This window comes from Tigheibacillus halophilus (genome assembly GCF_042683165.1).
Taxonomy (GTDB): domain Bacteria; phylum Bacillota; class Bacilli; order Bacillales; family Amphibacillaceae; genus Tigheibacillus; species Tigheibacillus halophilus.
The window spans coordinates 183,848-202,576 of the sequence record NZ_JBHUIZ010000005.1 but is presented as its reverse complement, the minus strand read 5'-3'; the positions used below and the strand labels follow the sequence as shown (position 1 = coordinate 202,576).

Below are 18,729 nucleotides of genomic sequence, written 5' to 3'. Positions count from 1 at the left end.
AATCCTCCTTTTTCTGATAATCAGGATCATTTCTGTTTGTCTAACTCTGCTTGAGCCCTTTTCATAATTTCATCCATGTTGCCTCTTGAATCGTTCGGAACTTTACGAACGTCGAATTTCACGCCTGCTTCTTTTAATTTTTTAAAAGTATCAAGATCATCCTGGCTAAAGGCTAATACCTTATTCGGCTGAACTTTACCAGGTGAGTGTGACATCGAACCAACGTTGATAGTATCCAATGGAACACCGCCTTCAACCACTCGCAGCGCATCTTGCGGGTTTTCGAAAAGAAGCAACGCGCGCTGGCCGCCAAAGTGTTGATCATCTTTAGCAAGTTCGATCATTTTATGAATAGGGACAACATGCGCTTTTACACCTGAAGGAGCAGCCTGCTGGATCAATTTTTTGCGAAGCTCATCCTTTGCCACTTCATCAGATACAACGATGATACGTGTTGGCAGTGTGTTTTTGGTCCAGGATGTCGCCACTTGTCCATGAAGTAAACGAGAGTCAATACGCGCCAACACATATTCAAATTTACCAGGCGCACCTGTAACTGATGGCTGTGCAGCTGCTGCTGCAGGCGCTGCAGGTTCTAATTCTTCCGGCTTTACTTTAACCGCTTCTTTAGCTGTGTCGAGAACATGCGCAGCAATCTCATGCGCTGTATCCATTGAAAACCGCGATGAATAAGCTTCGATCAGCATTGCTAAGTTCAAACCAGCAACAATTGCCCATTTATCTTGGTGTGCTTCCATCAAACCGCTGGCCTGGTTGAAAGGAGTACCACCCCAAAGATCGACTAAGAATAACACTTCGTCCTGGTTGTCGAAAGATGTGATCGCTTCTTCCATTTTTCTCTTTACATCATCAGGTCCTTCGCTTGGCATCAATGTAACTGCTTTTACATTTTCTTGTTCTCCAAAGATCATCGCTCCAGATTGCAAGATACCATCAGCAAATTCACCATGACTGGCAATGATAATTCCTACCATCTTTTTACCTCCTCTTATTATTGTCAGGGATTAAATAAACATGGCAAGCTCCTAAAGTAGTATTATTGCAGCTCATCTGAAGCGTTACATCTTCGGTAATAAAAACGGCATGAGCAAAAGTAGATTAGTAAGTTAAAATGAAGGAAAAGGATAAAAAAGCCCCTCTTTCTTCGTTTTAATCACTACTTTTCACTCATGCCTGATCGAATCAGTAGCACGTAAAATAGATGCGACGGTTATTTATTTAGATTTTGAAAAGGCTTTAATGATAGTGTTAAACAAAACTGCAACCGAACTACTTTAATAAGCTTCTATCAAATAGCTTAACACACCCCTTTTTCTCTTTCAAGAAAATGGTTATTTGTTCCCACCTTTGTAACAATATCAAGATGACCCAACAAAAAAAGACAAGTTTCGACCTGTCTTGGGATGTTAAACAATCACTTTTTGGATTTACGCTTGAAATTGCGTTTGATTACATCAAAAAAACCCAATGACCGGACCATATGATTCGGATCAACATATTCGCGAATGGCCCGAAAGACTCTTTTGGGATCTTTTGAGGAAAATTTATAGGTTCCATTCCGCTTCGTTTGGATAGCATAACGCGGAATCCATTTCCCCTTGAACAAGACGGAAGCGATCACGTAATCAACTTCCTCCCAAGGAATTTGAATAAATTTACGTGCATCACGATGATTAAAGAATTCAAATCCTTTGTCGCCAATCATGATCTTACCATAATCTGAAATTCCCAAATGTGAGGTTCCATCAATAACTAAATCGACTTTTGTATTGATTGATTGGACCATTTTGATCGACCCCATTCTTTCTTTTCATACTACTATCATTATACACGCTTTGTCGGTTTAAACAAAATGATGGGGGGAAGTTTTGGTTGTTACGGGTAGTGGGATGAAATTCATAGTCTGATGGATAACTGTGGGGAAAATGATGCTTTTACTCACGGTTCGGTAATTTTAGTAGTGAGTACTTTCGCGGAAAACATACGTTAAGGAAAATTCACTCTAATAGTGGCTATCCCTCCAAGTTATCAGTCTCCAACGTTGAATTATTAATGTAAATCTCAAAATCAATAAAAATATAATTTTTAAATAAAGACCCTTAAAGTTACTATTTTAGTTAACTTTAAGGGTCCAGTTAATGTAATAAGGTAAACTTTTACAATTACATATTTTAAATTTAACGGTTTACCGATAAACTCATACGATTAAATGTATGGCGCGTCCCTCTAATAGCCACACTTAAAGCATAAATAGTTTCTGGTGAGGAACAATCTCCTATATGTTGAATATCTACACCACAAATTTTGTTGCGAAGACCAATATCTTCTAAAGTATGTGCAGACGAGCTTTCTTGACTTGTCCCTATAGATGACATTACTAATGCACCTTTTGAATGTGCTTCTTTAACAATTTCTTTTTGTGTTTCATCGTCATGTTCCGGAATCGTGCCAACTGAAGGCACCAAAATAATATCCGCACCTGTTTCAATAAATGCATCTACTGTTTGAAGGTCAATTATTGGTTCATCTACACCAGCGCTATGCATTTTTCCAGCAATAATTAACCCACCAAAGTTCTCTTTAGCTAATTTAATTGCGTTTAAAATGCTCTTGTTATCCACACCTGTACGAGGATTACCTGTTATGCAAACAAAGTCAAATCCCATATCGTTCGCTTTCACAAAGTTCTCAGCTGTCGCAATACGACCATCAGAAATGTCTTTACGCTCTTCTAACATATTTGCATCTTTGTCAACGGGTTCTAAATTTAATCCAATAACTCTTCCAGTCATCTTTTTCAATATTCGAATCGTATCTTCATTAGGTTTAATCTCAAATAAATTGTCATCAGTTGTTTCTAATCCATTAACGAACGGGCGATTTAAATCGAAAAAATTCATCAATAACATATCAGCGCTAAATCCTGCATGAATTTCAGCACTAGTTATCTGATCTACCAATGGTTTATAAATAACCATGTTCTCTGCCATTATAATTCTTCCTTCACTTGCTTTAATTGACTGTTTTAGTTCTAATTTATTCATTTTTGATATTTGTGAAGCAGTTGCACTTAATAAACGTTCAGCCATTGTCTTCTTCTCCTTTTAGTTATAATTTAATTAAACTAACAGTAATAACTGTTCAGTTGGATTTACTACCTGCTCTTCTACTAAAGGTACTGCCTTCTGTCCAGAGGTTACTATGATAGGCGTTGTCATATCATAACCCTTTTTTACCAGATAATCGAGATCAAATTCCATAATAATTTCACCTTTACTTATGCTATCACCTGCCTTTACATTTGGAGTGTACCCCTTACCATTTTCATTAACAGTTTCTAATCCTATATGAATCATTAATTCCAAACCGTCTTTTCTTTTCAACCCTATAGCGTGATTTGTTGGAAACACTGAAATCACTTCTCCATCAAAAGGAGCAATAACTTTCCCTTCCGATGGAAATATAGCGCATCCCGTTCCCACTAAATTATTTGAAAAGGTAGAATCCTTAACATCTTTAAGAGAGAGAACCTTGCCTCTCAATGGCGATAAAATAGTATTCTTTTCATCAGGTTCCGTTGCTGAAAAGTTTACATTATTTTCTTTTTTTAATTCCAATTCAGTTTTGTCTTTTTTAACCTCACCAAAACCAAAAATTAGACTCAAAGAAAAACTAACAGCGAAAGATACTGCACAAGCAATTATGCCAGGTACAAAAGCTTTTCCATCACCACCGGCAAACACTGTAAAAAACAATAGATTCCCAGCACCGTAAGCATACGCTTTAACGTTAAAAATTGAGGCAATCGCTCCTCCTATAAATCCACCTGCAAAAAGCCACATAATTGCTTTCTTGAAACGAAAAATCACACTAAATAATGTTGGTTCACTTACGCCACCAAATATTAAAGTAATCGAGTTTGAAATTCCCAAACCTCTTTCCTCTTTTTTGCTTCGAATAACATGTGCCAAAGCGACCCCCATTAAAGCATATGTACCCACTACTGCACTCAACCAAAATAAATCATCATAACCTTGAGTAGAGAACTGATTAAAAATTATTGGTAATAAGGCTTTATCCATACCTAACCCAACAAGGATATACCATAGGCCACCAATTATGCCAACAGCTAGAGGTCCTACCGTTGCCGCTAGCCAATTCACAACATTTGCAATTAAAATTCCGACATACGTTCCAAAAGGTCCAATGAAAGATAACATTAAAGGCAACATAATTAAAGCTGTCACCATAGGTACAAAAACGTAACGTAATGATTGTGGAATTACTTTTTCAACATACTTATAGACGTACGACATGATCCATACAATTAGAATAGAAGGAATGAGTTGATTTGTATAAGTTGTTAAAGTCATAGGGATTCCATAAACACTAAAGTCTTTTCCTTCTGTTACAATATTGATTAGCTCAGGATGAACTAATATTGAACCTAAAAATATTGCCATTGGAATACTTGTTTTGAAGTGTCGTGCAGCCGACCACGCAATGAAAACTGGCATGAAATAAAACCCTGCATCTCCCACAAGACCTAGAAGCCGTAAAAGATTGCTATCTTCAGAAAACCAATTCAGAAGATTCGGACCTAAAATATTAACAATTAATTTTATCATTCCAGCTCCCATGAAAATGGGTAATACTGGAAAAACACATGCAGATAGCGTACCGATTAAAGTATCTGAAAAAAATGATTTAACTGTAAACCTTTTTTTTGGTTTATCTACATCGTTTTTTATAAGGTCGTTTGAATTTTTTCCTAAGACTTCACCAAAAGCATTTGCTACATTGACTACATCTTGACCAATAATTATTTGAAGTTGCTCACCTACAAACTGTGTACCTAAAACACCTTTTAGTTTTTGAATTTGTTCTATATCTATGATACTTCTATCCTTAGTTACAATCCGCAAACGTGTCACACAATTAGTGTAAGAAACTACATTATCCTTCCCGCCAATATATTCAAGAATATGCTTAGATAAATTTTCATATTTATTCATTACAAGATAACTCCCCCCCCCTAATTAGTAACTTTGCAATAATCTAAAGTTTAATTCTCCGCATTGAACAGTCGGTTAATGTGAAGTAATAAATATAGAAGCTCATCTTCATTTAAATGCTGTCTATATTCTGAATGCAGGTATTCTTCAAGTAAAAGAACTGCATTATTAACTGCAGGATATTCAGATTTTGTTATCGCATACATTTTGCTTTTAGATTTACGCGCCTTATCTTGTTGTGAAATTCTTTTAAATAAATATTCTAGGTGCACTAAAAACCGTGTGTATTGTGTGCTTTCTTTATTAATTTTAAAATTTAGTTCTTTTTCTATAATATTTGCCACATTATCTATTATTCCTTCCGTTTTCTCAAGTTCTTGTACATTATCAATATTTGTTTCGGCCATAATAAAATGTACCGCTATATTTGCTTCTTCTTCACGAGGTAATAAAATATTTAATTCGTCAGAAATAAGCTGACGGGCAATTCGACCAACTTGCATTTCTTTTTTATAAAGATACTCCACATCTCTTCCTAAGGGATTTTTTACAAAAATCCCTCTTTTTTTTCTTTCAATTGCAAATTGAATGTGATCCGCAAGAGAAAAAACAAGATTTTGTGATAATGATTCATTCAAATAAGCATTTGCCAAATCAACGATTCTAGAGGAAATCTTAAATATGTCATCCGAAATATTCCCAACTAAAAAATACATTTGGCTGTCCACATTGTAAAAAGTTCTTTCGATTTTGGATAAATCAGTTAGTTCATACGGAATTTTGCCAAATCCAATACCAAGTCCATAAGCTATTAACTCTTGGCTGTTAGAATCTACGCACAACGCAAAATTATTGTTTATCTTCTTTTTAACTAACATCCATATTCACCTCTATTAATCAAAAAAAACTTCTTTAAAGACACCTCCAATACACATAAATAATTATGAGTATAGGTTATGCCTTCAAAGAAGTTACAGTCCTATTTATTAAATTCAGTATAATACTCAGTTATGAGTATAGGTTATGCCTTTTAAAGAAGTTACAATCCCATTTAATTTAAATTCAGTATAATACTCTATTAAAATATTGTCAACACAGTATTCCGAAAAGTATGTGTTAAGTTTTTCTCGACAGTGTTAATAGGTCAATATTTCCGGCGCTCTCATTTTGTACACTTTTTCAGCTACCGCGCTTTGCTTGCTGGTCTCATTTTTGCCGGAACGGTCTTCAAAACCAAAGACCCTTCCATCAAAAACAAGGAGTTATTGTAATGCCTTGACCAAGTTTCCAGTTGCTGTGGAATGTGCCGTATACAACGCAATAGAGCCCTGTTGTGCCCCAATAGATGGCAGTGTTGGCTGACGTAGAAATTGGGCTACTCTGACAGCCTTTTTCACATCTCGCTGTTTCCTGGCACTTCGGTCATTTACGTTAAGATAGGCCCTTCTCAAAGTATTGTTCAACATTCCCTGTTTAATTTTCACCATAGCCTCGCCACCAGCTACACTCCAGTGCATCCCTCGCTTTTTCATGCGAAAAGAAATATGCCTTTGGTTGAACTACATAGCACCCAATTTCCTGCCCCTTCCGGGCAGTCCATCATGTTTTCCCGCCAGTCATAAATGCGTTCCCAGTTCTTGAGAATGGAGCCACGGAATATATCAATCTTCTCGATCTGCTTATCATCTTCCAATGTACTTTCTTAAGTGTCCAGTTGAAGTCTGAATGCATCTTTATCATGTTTTTTCAAAGCTTTTTTGGTCGCGTTCTTGTATGTGGTGTTACCACTGCCAAAAGCACGATTGAAGCCTTGGGAAACATGGTAATCATCCAATTGATTCAACACGGGTTTATTCGATTGGGAGAAGGCTGTTTGAAACCTTTCAACCGTATGGCCTAGGCCGCCATCACTGTTGGTGACCACTTGCGCGTCTTCCAATGCATAGCGATTCGCTGCCATTGCCTGTGTTTCATCCCAAAATACATCCGTGGATTGCATCGTCATAACCACCACCGGTTCCTTTAAAGAAACACGTTTACCATTTACATTCCAACCCTCGTACATGACTGTATGGTGCACTTCCATACTTTGTTTCTTTTTCAGCCCGCGAATAAAGACATCGTCTGCTTCCGCATAGTAAAAATCAACCTTTTTCCCATCTGGTAGGGACGCGGCCTCATCCAATTCCGTTACCATTTCCTTATCTGCATCTGCTTGGGCTTTTCCAACTGCCTTCACCATGTTTCCTACCGTTTGATGGCTTAAATTCACAGGCGTCCATTCTTCAAGCGTCCGTGCCACTTGCCGATAAGTGCTTTCACTCGCCATTTCAGCCACTTTCAGCTCAACTAATGGGCTATACCGCTGCCTCTTTCGCAGACCAATCCACTCGTCAAATGGATAGACTGCCTTGCCATTTTTATCGTGCATCAAGGTATGATTAAAGATAACTGTCCCAAACATAAAATGGAGACTCCTTGAATCCGTTCTTTCCGCTTTCCAGCCATCTGCCCATCGCTACGAAACAATAACATTATCCAATTCAGTGAACACACGCCCCACTAAGGAACCAAACAGCTCATACATCAGGATTTGTGCTCTATCTTCCATTCCCAACAGATTTGTTGTATCCTTTATTAATTTAAATAGCTTTGTTATAATTTTTTCCATGAGAAGGCCTCTTTCCAAAATGTATTATGCCGTGCAAAGCATACATTTTAATGATAGAGTGCCTTCTCCTTTTTGGCTATTGGAAAGCCCTATGCCCCCACCGAGTATAATTTTATACATACTGGACAGGTTCCAGGGGGGGTTGGAAATTCAAAACCTCCGTTACTTATATTTGTGAGATAAATCACAATTCGCTCTCGTTATTAATGATATCATTCTAATGAGATGGAACTCACCTAAAAGTAGTGGTCTTTTCTCACAAATATTTTTACTATTACATTCTCCTCATAAAGGGAGATCACATAAAGGAGAGGTTATAAATGTCTGAAGTGAAGTTGTCAGAATTAATTAGTCCTGAAGCTATTATTAATTTTGAAACTGGTGCAATTAAAGCAAGCACTTTGGATTCAATTATCAATCTTTTACCATTTGAAATGGGTTTTTGCGATGCTAACGATATTTTCCGCTGGTATTCAAATAATCCAAACCGCGTCCATGGTCGTCGTAAAGAAGCAATTGGCCGCCATGTGCTTGAGCTTCACCCACAAGTAGTTCATTACGTGGAAAAATTGTTAAAGGATTTTCATTCAGGAACACGCGATGAATGGGAGTTTTGGTTCCCGAAACGCTCTGGTGAATCCGGTCAAATTTATCAAAAATTCATGGCAGTACGTGACGAAAACGGAAAATATCTTGGATGTATGGATGTGACCGTTAATATCGACCTTTTCCAAGGAAAAGAAGGTAAACACACCCCTGATACCATTGGCGAATTTATTGCTGTTAAACCAGAGTGAAAAATATCTTTTTCAAATTGAGAGACCGCTGAAAAACACACTGGATTTGGTACTGCACCCCAATTCAATGTGTTTTTCTTTATTTCCGTGTATGCACCATGTATATAGTTAGCGTAGTTATTTTAAAAAAAGCAGAAACCAAACATGGAACTGGTATCACACGTATAGTATTTACCCGGCTAAAGGTAAAAAATAGAATATTCGGTGGTTCTGTTTCAAACAAAATATGAGGGGGCTAAAAACCACTCTTATTTATGATACGGTTCTCCGTAGTATATCTAAGTGAGGTTTTCAAGTCAAAATAACAGCTTTCGTGCGCTTGATACGAAAGCTGTGTTTAATATTCATTCACATTTTTCCAATAAACCTTTTATCTCCACAGAGATTGTAGGATAATCACTCTTTCCAAGTAAGCTGTGTTTCTTATCCAAAATAAGAGTTTTTCCTTCAAAACTTATATCATTCATTTCAACAAGACCCAATATTAATTGTGAACCTTCTGGTTTTTTTCTATTATAAAGTCTAACATTTTATCCAAGTTTGCTTTTTCTTTGTCTTGTTGGTTGGGGGAGTCAATAACTATTGGACAGAACACTGAAGTTGAGAACTCCTTCATTACTTCAAGAATACTAAAATAATATGCTAATAATGCTCTAGGTTTACCACTTCCAGTCTCCGCTATTTTGGAAGTGATTTTTTTGTATGATTTTTCGCTCATTGTTAATACATCTAGCTTCATTAAATTACTTTGCATTAAGTTAAAGTATTTTGTTCTAATTTCTTTTTGTCGTTTCTTATCCTCGAATTCTTTTAATTCTTCTTTTAAATCCTCGATTTATTATATATTTCATTATTTAATGAACTTATTTCTTCCTCCATAAGTAAGTTCATTTCTCTTTTTCCTTCATTTAATATTATATCTTTCAGCTTTACTGCTCCTTGTTTTTTTGAGAGAATACCCTTTATTTTTTCTTGCTCATGATTATTCTTATCATAACTTTTGTATTCAGATTGAATGCTTTCTACAATTTTTTTAAGTCTGAATTCAGACTCAATAACAAATCTTTACAAGTATCTTCATCTTTTGCAATTGCAAAACGCTCTGCAAATGAGTTCTCATAAATATTACCGCACGTCGGACACTCTACAGAATCAGTTTGTTCCATTGCAAATTCAAAATCATCCTTTAATTCAGCTATAGTGCGGTTTACTACTTTGATTTGCTGTTCTATGTGTATCTTATGATTTTCTAACTCTAAGATTTTCTGTTTTAACTTAGAACCTTTTTTGTTTAATACATCATAAAGCGATAATAACTCATCAATCTCTTTTTTAAATTGAACCGTGTCAATAGCTACAACTTCCTTCCGCTCCTGGTTTTCTTTTTGTTAAAGAGTTCAGAGTCCAGTTTTTTGAACTTGTCTTTATCTGAGAAAAGGAAATATTTTCAAGGTCTGTAGCTGAATCATAAACAACAACATCATCATAATAGTCCATAACTAATAAGAAGTCTTCTTCTACTTCATACATTTCCATCATCTTTAAAATAGCCCAATCCTTTTGGTAATCAAATCTATTTGAAGAACGGGGACCACTAGTGTCTCTAGGCTTAACAAAGGAATCTTTTAGTTTATCCACCTAATCACCTCTAATACAATTATATTTAAAAAATATGTATATTCGATTGCAACTTGAGTTGCATGTCATTTATTTCCAAAACAAGTTCTTCTAAAATAGTACTTTTGATTATAATAGTAAAAGCCAGGTGGAACTGACATAAAAAAAATGTTCTTCACTATAAGAATATTTTCTAAATAATAACTTAATTTATTATTACTATAAAAATTAATATACAAGACAATTAATGTGTTATTTTAAAAAACTCTTCAAAAAATTAAATAGATTAATACCAAAACTCGCTAATGGTTCGTATTTTAAAAATAGAGTATATATATAGCTTAATTCTTGTTGTTCTATTAATTGCTTATTTTTTAACTTCTGTAAGAATGCTTCTATAACCTCTTTGTCTTGTAAATCTATTGTATTGTCCTGTGATATATATTTTTCTATACTTACTATTTCATTAGAACTGAGGTCTATAGATATCAATCCTTCGCCATATTGATTAATAACAATATTGTTATAGTTTTCACTTCCTTGCTTCGAAATTGCCTTTCCAAAATACCTAATTTCTTTCTCTATGAAAAGAGCATTATTTACTGGAAACAATAGCCCGCCATGAGTAATTACATACTCATAGCCATTGAAATGTAAATAAGTATTTTGCATATATAGTTTTTGGGCTTGCATGATTTTGTTTTTTTGCCAAACGAAAACCCTAACAAAGAAATAATACTCTCCGTTTTCGAATTGCCTCATATAAATCGGAATGTTTCCATAATTAGTTTTTTTATCGTAATAGATTAACAGAAACAAGATTATAATCACTACTATAAAAATCATTACTAGACTCATTTTCTATCACCCTGTGCTTTTTCTTTAAGCGTTCAAGATAAACTTGGTATTGAATCGCTCTATTAATTTCAATTTATTTAACAATAATGGATCTATGTCAATAAATTGGACACACGAAATGTTGAAAATCCTAAAACTGCTACCGCGCGTTGCTTGCTATCCATTCAGTTGGCGTAAGGGTATTCACCCTAACGTCACCTGAGAGGATGTTGAATTCCCTTCATGCAGTTGATTTTAGCCGTTGAATATACATTTTTTCATACTGTAACGGCGACATATAATCAATAACTGAATGAATACGCTTGAAATTATAAAAGGTCATAATATAGGCGAATATACTTCGTTTAGCTTCAGCGCGTGTTTGAAACTTCTCGTGAAATATTAGTTCCTTCTTAATTATACTGTGAAACGATTCGATACAGGCGTTGTCATAACAGTTTCCTTTCCTGCTCATACTCGTGGTGATTTTATAGTCTTGTAGAATTGCTTGATAATCAGTTACGGCGTATTGGCTGCCTCGATCAGAATGATGAATCAGCCCTTCGTTTGGCAGCTGTTGATTAATAGCCCTCTTTAAAGCCGTGATTGTCAGTTCCTTTGTCATTCGATGACTCATTTCCCACCCGATGATTCTTCTTGAAAACAGGTCCATTACAGTGGCTAAATATAACCAACCTTCTTTTGTCCACACGTATGTGATGTCGCTGACCCAGACTGCGCCAGGTTTATCCACGTGAAACTGCTGCTTTAACAGATTACGGGATAGTTATGTTTGGAATTTGTCGTTGCTTTATATTTTTTCACTGTCTTGGAACGCAGACTGTTCTCACTCATGATACGCGTTACTGTCTTTTGCGACACATTCCAGCCATTCTCATTTAGTATTCTAGTGATTTTCGGACTTCCATATCTTTTCTCAGATTCAACAAATATTCGTTTGACCTGTGCTGCAAGCTTTTTCTTTCGCTTTTTCGTTTGCACTGGGGTCGATCCCTCCAATGGTAATACCCACTTTTGGACACTCCCAACACCTGACACATCCTCGCTACACGAAACTCGTGGCGGTGTTTTTCAATGAAGTCATAAATTACTTCTGGTTTTTTGCGAAGATGCCCATAGCCTTTTTTAAAATAGCTACTTCCTCTTCCAAATCACGAATTCGTTTGTCCTTTTCATATTCTGCTTTATCATTCGGGCTTCGGTTTCCACTGCCTACAAAACCATCCCCTGCTCCTCTTTATATTTTGCAACCCATTTGTGCAGTGTCTGATGCACCAAATCCAATTCCCTTGCGACTTCCGCAACCTTCTTGCCGTCTTCCACTACCAATTTGACAGCATATAGTTTAAACTCTTTATCGTAACCTTTAGCCATTTTGGACGCTCCCAGAAATTATTATTTACAGTATAGAAACCTCCATTCTCCGTGTCCAATTATTAGACTAGCATCAAGTATTATACTAAATTTAAATCCTCCACTCTATAACTGGCAACTAATGAAAAGTGGCCAGGCTAACTGAACTTTGGAATTACAGGGGTTTTACTTGCATTCTATTTAATAAACACTAATTCAAGTCATCCATCTAACAAATAACGGTAAATACTCTTCTCAATCGGGTTTTCAAGCAAAATATTCATCGTTACAACAGGGATAACTTTATCTTCCGCATTCCGCATTTCTTCCTGCTTCACTGTTTCGATATCTGGGTGGGCTTGTCCTAAATAATAAAAGTCAGTTCCTTCATCGTCATCCCTTTTTACAAACAAATGGATCTCTATCCCTTTATTATCTGCTTCGATTATATCAATCACTTCTTTAGAGGCAGTGGTGCGTTTACTTCTAGTGTACCACCTTAATGTATGCTCATTTAAAAATTCGTCCCCATAGGCCACGCTTGATTCTACTTCCTCGTGTTTATGATAAGTTACGAAGATAGGGCAAGTCTTGTGTTTCGTTTTGTAGCCGTATATTGTGGAACTTTCATCATTACTCCATTTCAATAGACGACAAGCATCTTTTCTAGTATATTTTTCATATAAAGTAAGCTCATTATGATCATATCTCTCGTTACGCAATTGAGCACAAGTTAGGGCATCACTAACCAACTGGGTAAACAAGCCATTTGTAGCAAGGCCGTCTGCTAAATCATTAGCCAGCTTCAGATAATTGCCTGCCAACGTAACAAGCGGAGTCTCACCATATTTCCTTTGATTTGCCTGATTAAAAAACGTTAAATCAACAATACGAAGAACAGATTGGATTGTTTGTTCATCATTGCGCTGGTTATTTTGTGCCAATGCATTCTTATAGTCTTCGAGTGAGATTGTTGGATGCTTCATTAACAATTCTAACAGGATTATTTCATGCACTCGTTTTCCATTTACCAACTCTTGAGAAATCATCGTTAAGACTTTGTCTTCATAAGCTGTAAGGGGTAATATTTCTTCCTTCATAGCCAATAAAAAATGATGATAGTTTGGTTTTCGTTGCATTAATACCTCAGGATCAAGTGAGTGATTCAAAATAAAGTCCTGTAAATATGGTACTCTCCCTAACCTGTTTTTCAACACTGTATATGCTTCTTTTAGTGTCTTCATTGCTGTTAGCTTGCTATTATTGATAGACTGATAGATTTGTTTCTTCGCTACTTCTTCAAAATTTACAGTGGAGATCCCTTTAATAAAATTGGTATTTTTAATTCGTCTTCTAATATTATCTTTGTTCTGCGAGCTATCACCTGATAGAGCAACAGGGATTAAATAGTTGTTTTTATAATTACCAATAAAATCAATAATCGTTACATACTGTTTAGATGCATGCTTTCTTAATCCGCGGCCAAGCTGTTGAATAAAGACAATGCTAGATTGAGTCTGGCGCAGCATAACAACCTGATTAATACATGGAATATCTATTCCTTCATTAAAAATATCAACCGTTAAAATGTAATCAAGTTTACCATTTTCCAATTGCTCAACTCGTCTTAAACGCTCATCCTGTGAATCATCACCAGTTAAAGCACAGGTTCGAAAACCTTTATCGTTTAAGGCAGCGGCCAGCTGATGTGTTTCTTCCTTTCTACTGCAAAAGATGAGTCCTTTAACCGTTTCACCAGAAAAGCCATAATAGTTTATCTTCTCAATGATATGGTTAATTCGTTCATCCGTAATCAAATGAGAGAGCAACGCTGTATCGCTAATTAATTCCCCATTATATTCAATATCCGTAACTCCGTAATAATGGAAGGGGGACAGCATATCTTCCTCCAACGCCTCCTGTAGGCGAATTTCGTATGCGATATTATAATCAAATAGCTCATATATATTAAAGTCATCCATACGCTCCGGAGTTGCTGTCATTCCTAACATAAAGGCAGGAGTAAAATAATCGATCACTCGTTGATAAGATTGCGCACCCGCTTTGTGAACTTCATCAATTAAAATATAATCAAAGGCATCATTTTCAAATAAAGATAAGTTTTCCGTCTTTGACAACGTTTGAATAGTGGCGAATACATATTTACTATCTATCTTTCGCGAAGAGCCTGAAAAGATACCGAGTTCATGACTTAGCGCACCTAGGATTTGTTGATAGTCCGTCATAGCCTTCTGCAAGATTTGTTCACGGTGAACAATAAATAGCATTCGCCTTGGTTGGAAACTACGGACATCAAAGGCTGACAGGAAAGTTTTTCCGGTACCTGTTGCAGAAATTACGAGTCCTTTTTTATGCCCTGCGTCTCTTACTGCTTGGATTTGTGACAAAGCCGCTTTCTGCATTTTGTTAGGCTTAATACTCAGAGCTTCTTGAACCGTATTTATCTTATAATCAGAAGGCAGCTCAATAACTTTTTCCAATGCACGCTTCTCTCTATTATCCTGATAGATGCTCTCATATTGGGCGATCCACTGTTCTGTTAGTGGTTTAGATTGATCCCAAACATCCTCGAACTGATTAGAAAAGTGTTGAATAATTTCTCCATTTTCATGCGAGTTTAACTTTACATTCCACTCATAATTAACTTTAAGCGCCTGCGCTGTTAAGTTTGAACTTCCAATAACTAAAGCATGATGCGTATTGTGTTCAAAGATATAAACTTTCGCATGAAAACCAGGTAAATCTGTTAATCTCACTTCTACATTCTCAATCTTCAGCAATTCTTTAAAAGCCTTTGGTGAATTGAACTGCAAAAAAGTAGACGTCAGAATCCGGCCCTTAATCCCTTTCCGCGCAAGATCAAAAAGATGCGTCTTGAACATCGCTAGACCACTCTCAGTAATAAAGGCAACTGAGAAAATAAAGCCATTGCAAACTTCTAATTCCTCTAATAAAGCCTGTAAAACTGTTGTATTTTCATGGTAATTATTTACTAAGAGCTGCGGGTTAAAGCTCTTTTGGTTACTATATGTATGATCGATAAAACCATTATGCAATGAATCTTTTAAGCTACTAATAAAATTATCCATTTACTCCACCAATCATTACCAATTAATTAGTATAATTGTAATGCTTTTCTAAGCAGTGTGCAAATGGATAATTAGTAAAATATACCTATTTATGGTCTGAAACTATTTTCTCTATCGCAGGAATATCTGCAGGTGCCCAATCTAAGGAACCTAATTCTTCTGGTAATAGCCATTTTATATCTACGTGTTCTGTTAAAAAAGGCTCTCCCTCACTTAGTTCACAATAGTATGTCTTTAAATTCACAACTCCAAAGTCATATTCGTAAGTAGTATCTTCTACCGCTTCTCCTACTGAGATTGAACACTTCATTTCTTCTGTTAACTCTCTTTTTAAGGCTTCTTGAGGAGTTTCCCCTTGCTCAATTTTACCACCAGGAAACTCCCATTTTAAAGGAAGGGATTTTTCGGTTCCTCTTTGGGCACAGAGGATTTTTTTGTTTCGCTTTATTACAGCCCCTACTACGTTTATTGTTTTTCTCATGTAAATACTCTCCTTAATTGTATACTAATTATAACTTAACATATCTAAAGATTTAATTTACTTCTGCTAACAATTGGGAATAAGTACTTTTATAGTTAATAATCGATATATAGTCGTCTTCGTCTATTGAATTGATCCTAACGTACCTTTTGAAGTCAAAATGGTCTACACCAACAAAAAGTCTGTTATGAAACTACCGTAATAACACAGGACATTGTTCAGAACACTACAGTAAATGTCTATTCCAAGCAACATATCTAAACCCAGAGTATTCACAATTGTTATACTAATAATATTGATCTAGTTTTTTGGATGTTATTCTGTCCATATTCAAGTTATTACGAGGAAGTAATTCTATGATCATTAACAACTTCAAATATTGAATAAGCATTTAAGTTGAGATTTTAAGTATTGAGAAATGAGATATTCCGAATACTTTGTGAACCTCACACAAACACTATCAATCGTATTTACTGTGAACCTCAGCAACCTGCATTGCGTTGCCTTCTTCTCTACTATATAGCTCTTCACGTTTCAACCTATTTCTAAAGTATTCTCCCATCCCTTTATCTGTACAATAAATATAACAACCCTTTTGTCCCCTGGTCATCAAAGTCCTATATGTATTACGTATAATACTATCGGCTATTTCTTGAGCTTCCACAGGATTTTCCTTCATCATCTTTTTAATGCCTTTCAAAGATTGATCAGATTTTGCCCTTTTAGAATAATCTGTAATGACTTTGCCATTTTCATATCGTAAGTCGTCACCTATTATTACTCCGACGTAATCAAATTCTAGTCCTTGACAAGTATGAATGCAGCCGGCTTCATGAATCGATTCATTGTCAATTGCCCATGTAGATGTATTATCTAGGTTCCAACTCATTCCAAAGTTATGTTCTTCTATCTTTATATCGTGATAACCAGACTTTGTACGATTTTTCTTGGGCCATTCCCAGCAATAGCCAGCTACAATTCTTGACTTGTTACTTTTCTCATTTTTCAATTCAATTTGTTGCTTCATTTCATGAGGATTAGAGAACACTTGGAAATCATAATCTAATCCCATATCATTGGCGTTGGCTGTTTCCCTAATTTGCAATACATCATCTAACCATGCTATATAACCATCTGAACCATCACATCTAAATTGAGAAGCTAATTCTCCCGGTGTAATTTCAGACCCATATTCTTCAGCAAAGTTCCTAATCATTTCCACACTACCAATGTCTTTTAATGTCACACGTTGGTTCTCATCGATAAAAAAAATGGACATGTTAGACGCATGAATAACTTCTTTGATTTGATTCTCGCCTAAGTTTTGAAACATACCTGACTTTTTATTCAGACGATGAGCCTCATCAACAATTAAAACATCTAATTCATTTAGATCTGATTCCGTGTAGCTGCCCGATCCTTTAAATAAATTATCAATCCGTGTTTTTCTAAAATCACCTTTTAACTTTGTGGAATATACGTTTCTTGGTGCAGAATTTTTTGTAACATACTGGCAAGTTAATGAATGATTCGTAAGGGCAACTAGTAGATTAATAGCTAATACTGATTTCCCGGTCCCCGGGCCACCCTCAATAATCATCACTTGCTTGATCCCTGTTTCAATCGCTCTTTTTGCTAACTCTAAAGCCGTTTCATAAATTACCTTTTGTTCGTCAATCATCACAAACTCTTGATTTCCCTTTAACATGCTTGCTAAGGAGTCTTGTAAGGATTTTGAAGGCCTGATTCTTCCTTGGTCAATTTGGTAGATAATATCCTTGCTATCGCCATATTTAATATATTTCTTAATAAATGTCCTTAATTTCTCAACATCACCCTTTGTATATACAGGTGCCAGATCTAAATAATAGTCATAATAATTGTCTGTTAGAGGGTCCTTTTCTGCTTTTCTATAATTATGTAAATAAGCACAAGGCTTTAATTGAATCAATTGCTCTTGTACATTTTCGTTATAATCTTCAATTAATGCTGCATAGGACCACGCTTGATAGGAAGGATGGGCGACCTCGCATATACCTCGGTTAAGAAAGGTTTTTACGATAGCTTCCTTCCCCTCTACTTTTTTAACTTCTGACCACTGTTTAAGCTCAACTATAATGACAGAGTCTTGATCACCATCATGACCTGAAATTAGAAAATCTACGCGTTTTGAAGTATTTGGGATCCTATACTCAATAGCCACCCCTGCATCATCTGGAATAGAAGGATCATTTAACACGCGATACATGTGTAGCATCGAGTTATCCCAAGAACGAATCTCTGATTCACTCGTACGCCCTAACTTTAAATTAAACTCTTTTAATATATGTGCTACGATTTGATCATGATCAACGTGCTTTAAAAATTCCTGTTTGCTTGCTTCATATACAATCATGTTTAACCCTCACTAACATTCATACACTATTTTCTAATACACAATCTTAAGTAAGAAATGGTTTTCTTCACATCTCTCGAATTTCATAAGAAACGATTTAGTAGTTTTTAAGTATACAGTTCAATTGTACTATATTTCCCCTTATATTTCTCTTTTCTTATTTCTTGCATGTCTCCCTATTTCCTTTCAACATCTAGTTGTTTGTGCAACAAAACTTTTGCACCCTCAGTTTAATGGAGCTATTTTAAATAAATTTTTATAGTTATAATTTAAATAATCATTATGAAATACTACCACTTTTTGAATTAATTAAAATGAAAATAGTATTTATCTGTTGTAGCTCGTAAACTGACCATCTCTACAGTTCTTCAGAACTAATTCAATATGCCCGATCAGCTGTCTGACCATTAA

Annotated in this window: 12 protein-coding genes and 2 pseudogenes; 1 reads left to right on the top strand and 13 read right to left on the bottom strand. The window is 35.7% G+C overall.

Annotated features, from left to right (window positions below):
* Window positions 1–26 precede the first annotated feature (26 nt).
* The 6 genes and pseudogenes from ACFSMW_RS07280 to ACFSMW_RS07255 all read right to left on the bottom strand — a co-directional run bounded on the left by ACFSMW_RS07280 (window position 27) and on the right by ACFSMW_RS07255 (window position 7,707).
* Window positions 27–995: a mannose/fructose/sorbose PTS transporter subunit IIA gene (locus tag ACFSMW_RS07280; protein WP_390354365.1), complete on the bottom strand. Its 969-nt coding sequence runs from the start codon at window positions 993–995 to the stop codon at window positions 27–29.
* Window positions 996–1,435: 440 nt separating this feature from the next.
* Window positions 1,436–1,807, bottom strand: coding sequence for a DUF956 family protein (locus tag ACFSMW_RS07275; RefSeq protein ID WP_390354364.1), 372 nt, complete (start codon window positions 1,805–1,807; stop codon window positions 1,436–1,438).
* 391 nt (window positions 1,808–2,198) lie between these two features.
* A complete protein-coding gene (locus tag ACFSMW_RS07270; protein ID WP_390354362.1) occupies window positions 2,199–3,110 on the bottom strand; it encodes a DUF7916 family protein in 912 nt (303 codons plus the stop codon).
* 30 nt (window positions 3,111–3,140) lie between these two features.
* Window positions 3,141–5,036, bottom strand: a complete 1,896-nt coding sequence (locus tag ACFSMW_RS07265; protein WP_390354360.1) for a glucose PTS transporter subunit IIA — start codon at window positions 5,034–5,036, stop codon at window positions 3,141–3,143.
* A 50-nt stretch (window positions 5,037–5,086) separates the two neighbouring features.
* Window positions 5,087–5,914 (bottom strand): PRD domain-containing protein, encoded by an 828-nt coding sequence (locus tag ACFSMW_RS07260; RefSeq protein WP_390354358.1) that lies wholly within the window; start codon window positions 5,912–5,914, stop codon window positions 5,087–5,089.
* 384 nt (window positions 5,915–6,298) lie between these two features.
* Window positions 6,299–7,707: pseudogene (locus ACFSMW_RS07255) on the bottom strand (ISLre2 family transposase).
* A 320-nt stretch (window positions 7,708–8,027) separates the two neighbouring features.
* On the opposite strand from ACFSMW_RS07255, the gene ACFSMW_RS07250 reads away from it, so the two are divergent.
* Window positions 8,028–8,504 (top strand): PAS domain-containing protein, encoded by a 477-nt coding sequence (locus ACFSMW_RS07250; protein ID WP_390354357.1) that lies wholly within the window; start codon window positions 8,028–8,030, stop codon window positions 8,502–8,504.
* Between the two features lie 484 nt (window positions 8,505–8,988).
* Here ACFSMW_RS07250 and ACFSMW_RS07245 read toward each other — a convergent pair whose 3' ends face one another.
* From ACFSMW_RS07245 to ACFSMW_RS07205, 7 genes and pseudogenes are all read right to left on the bottom strand, one after another.
* The gene (locus ACFSMW_RS07245) at window positions 8,989–9,222 is read right to left on the bottom strand and encodes a hypothetical protein (protein WP_390354355.1); all 234 of its coding nucleotides are present in this window, start codon (window positions 9,220–9,222) and stop codon (window positions 8,989–8,991) included.
* A gap of 629 nt (window positions 9,223–9,851) precedes the next feature.
* The gene (locus ACFSMW_RS07240; RefSeq protein WP_390354353.1) at window positions 9,852–10,142 is read right to left on the bottom strand and encodes a dsDNA nuclease domain-containing protein; all 291 of its coding nucleotides are present in this window, start codon (window positions 10,140–10,142) and stop codon (window positions 9,852–9,854) included.
* Between the two features lie 231 nt (window positions 10,143–10,373).
* A complete protein-coding gene (locus tag ACFSMW_RS07235; protein ID WP_390354351.1) occupies window positions 10,374–10,979 on the bottom strand; it encodes a hypothetical protein in 606 nt (201 codons plus the stop codon).
* Window positions 10,980–11,199: 220 nt separating this feature from the next.
* A pseudogene (locus tag ACFSMW_RS20370) lies at window positions 11,200–12,353 on the bottom strand (IS3 family transposase).
* A 200-nt stretch (window positions 12,354–12,553) separates the two neighbouring features.
* A complete protein-coding gene (locus ACFSMW_RS07215) occupies window positions 12,554–15,442 on the bottom strand; it encodes a DEAD/DEAH box helicase (RefSeq protein ID WP_390354346.1) in 2,889 nt (962 codons plus the stop codon).
* 85 nt (window positions 15,443–15,527) lie between these two features.
* Window positions 15,528–15,923 carry a (deoxy)nucleoside triphosphate pyrophosphohydrolase gene (locus tag ACFSMW_RS07210; protein ID WP_390354345.1) on the bottom strand — a complete coding sequence of 132 codons (396 nt, stop codon included), beginning with the start codon at window positions 15,921–15,923 and terminating at the stop codon, window positions 15,528–15,530.
* Between the two features lie 460 nt (window positions 15,924–16,383).
* Complete coding sequence (locus ACFSMW_RS07205; protein ID WP_390354343.1) at window positions 16,384–18,318, bottom strand: DNA/RNA helicase domain-containing protein; 1,935 nt, start codon at window positions 18,316–18,318, stop codon at window positions 16,384–16,386.
* Window positions 18,319–18,729: the final 411 nt, after the last annotated feature.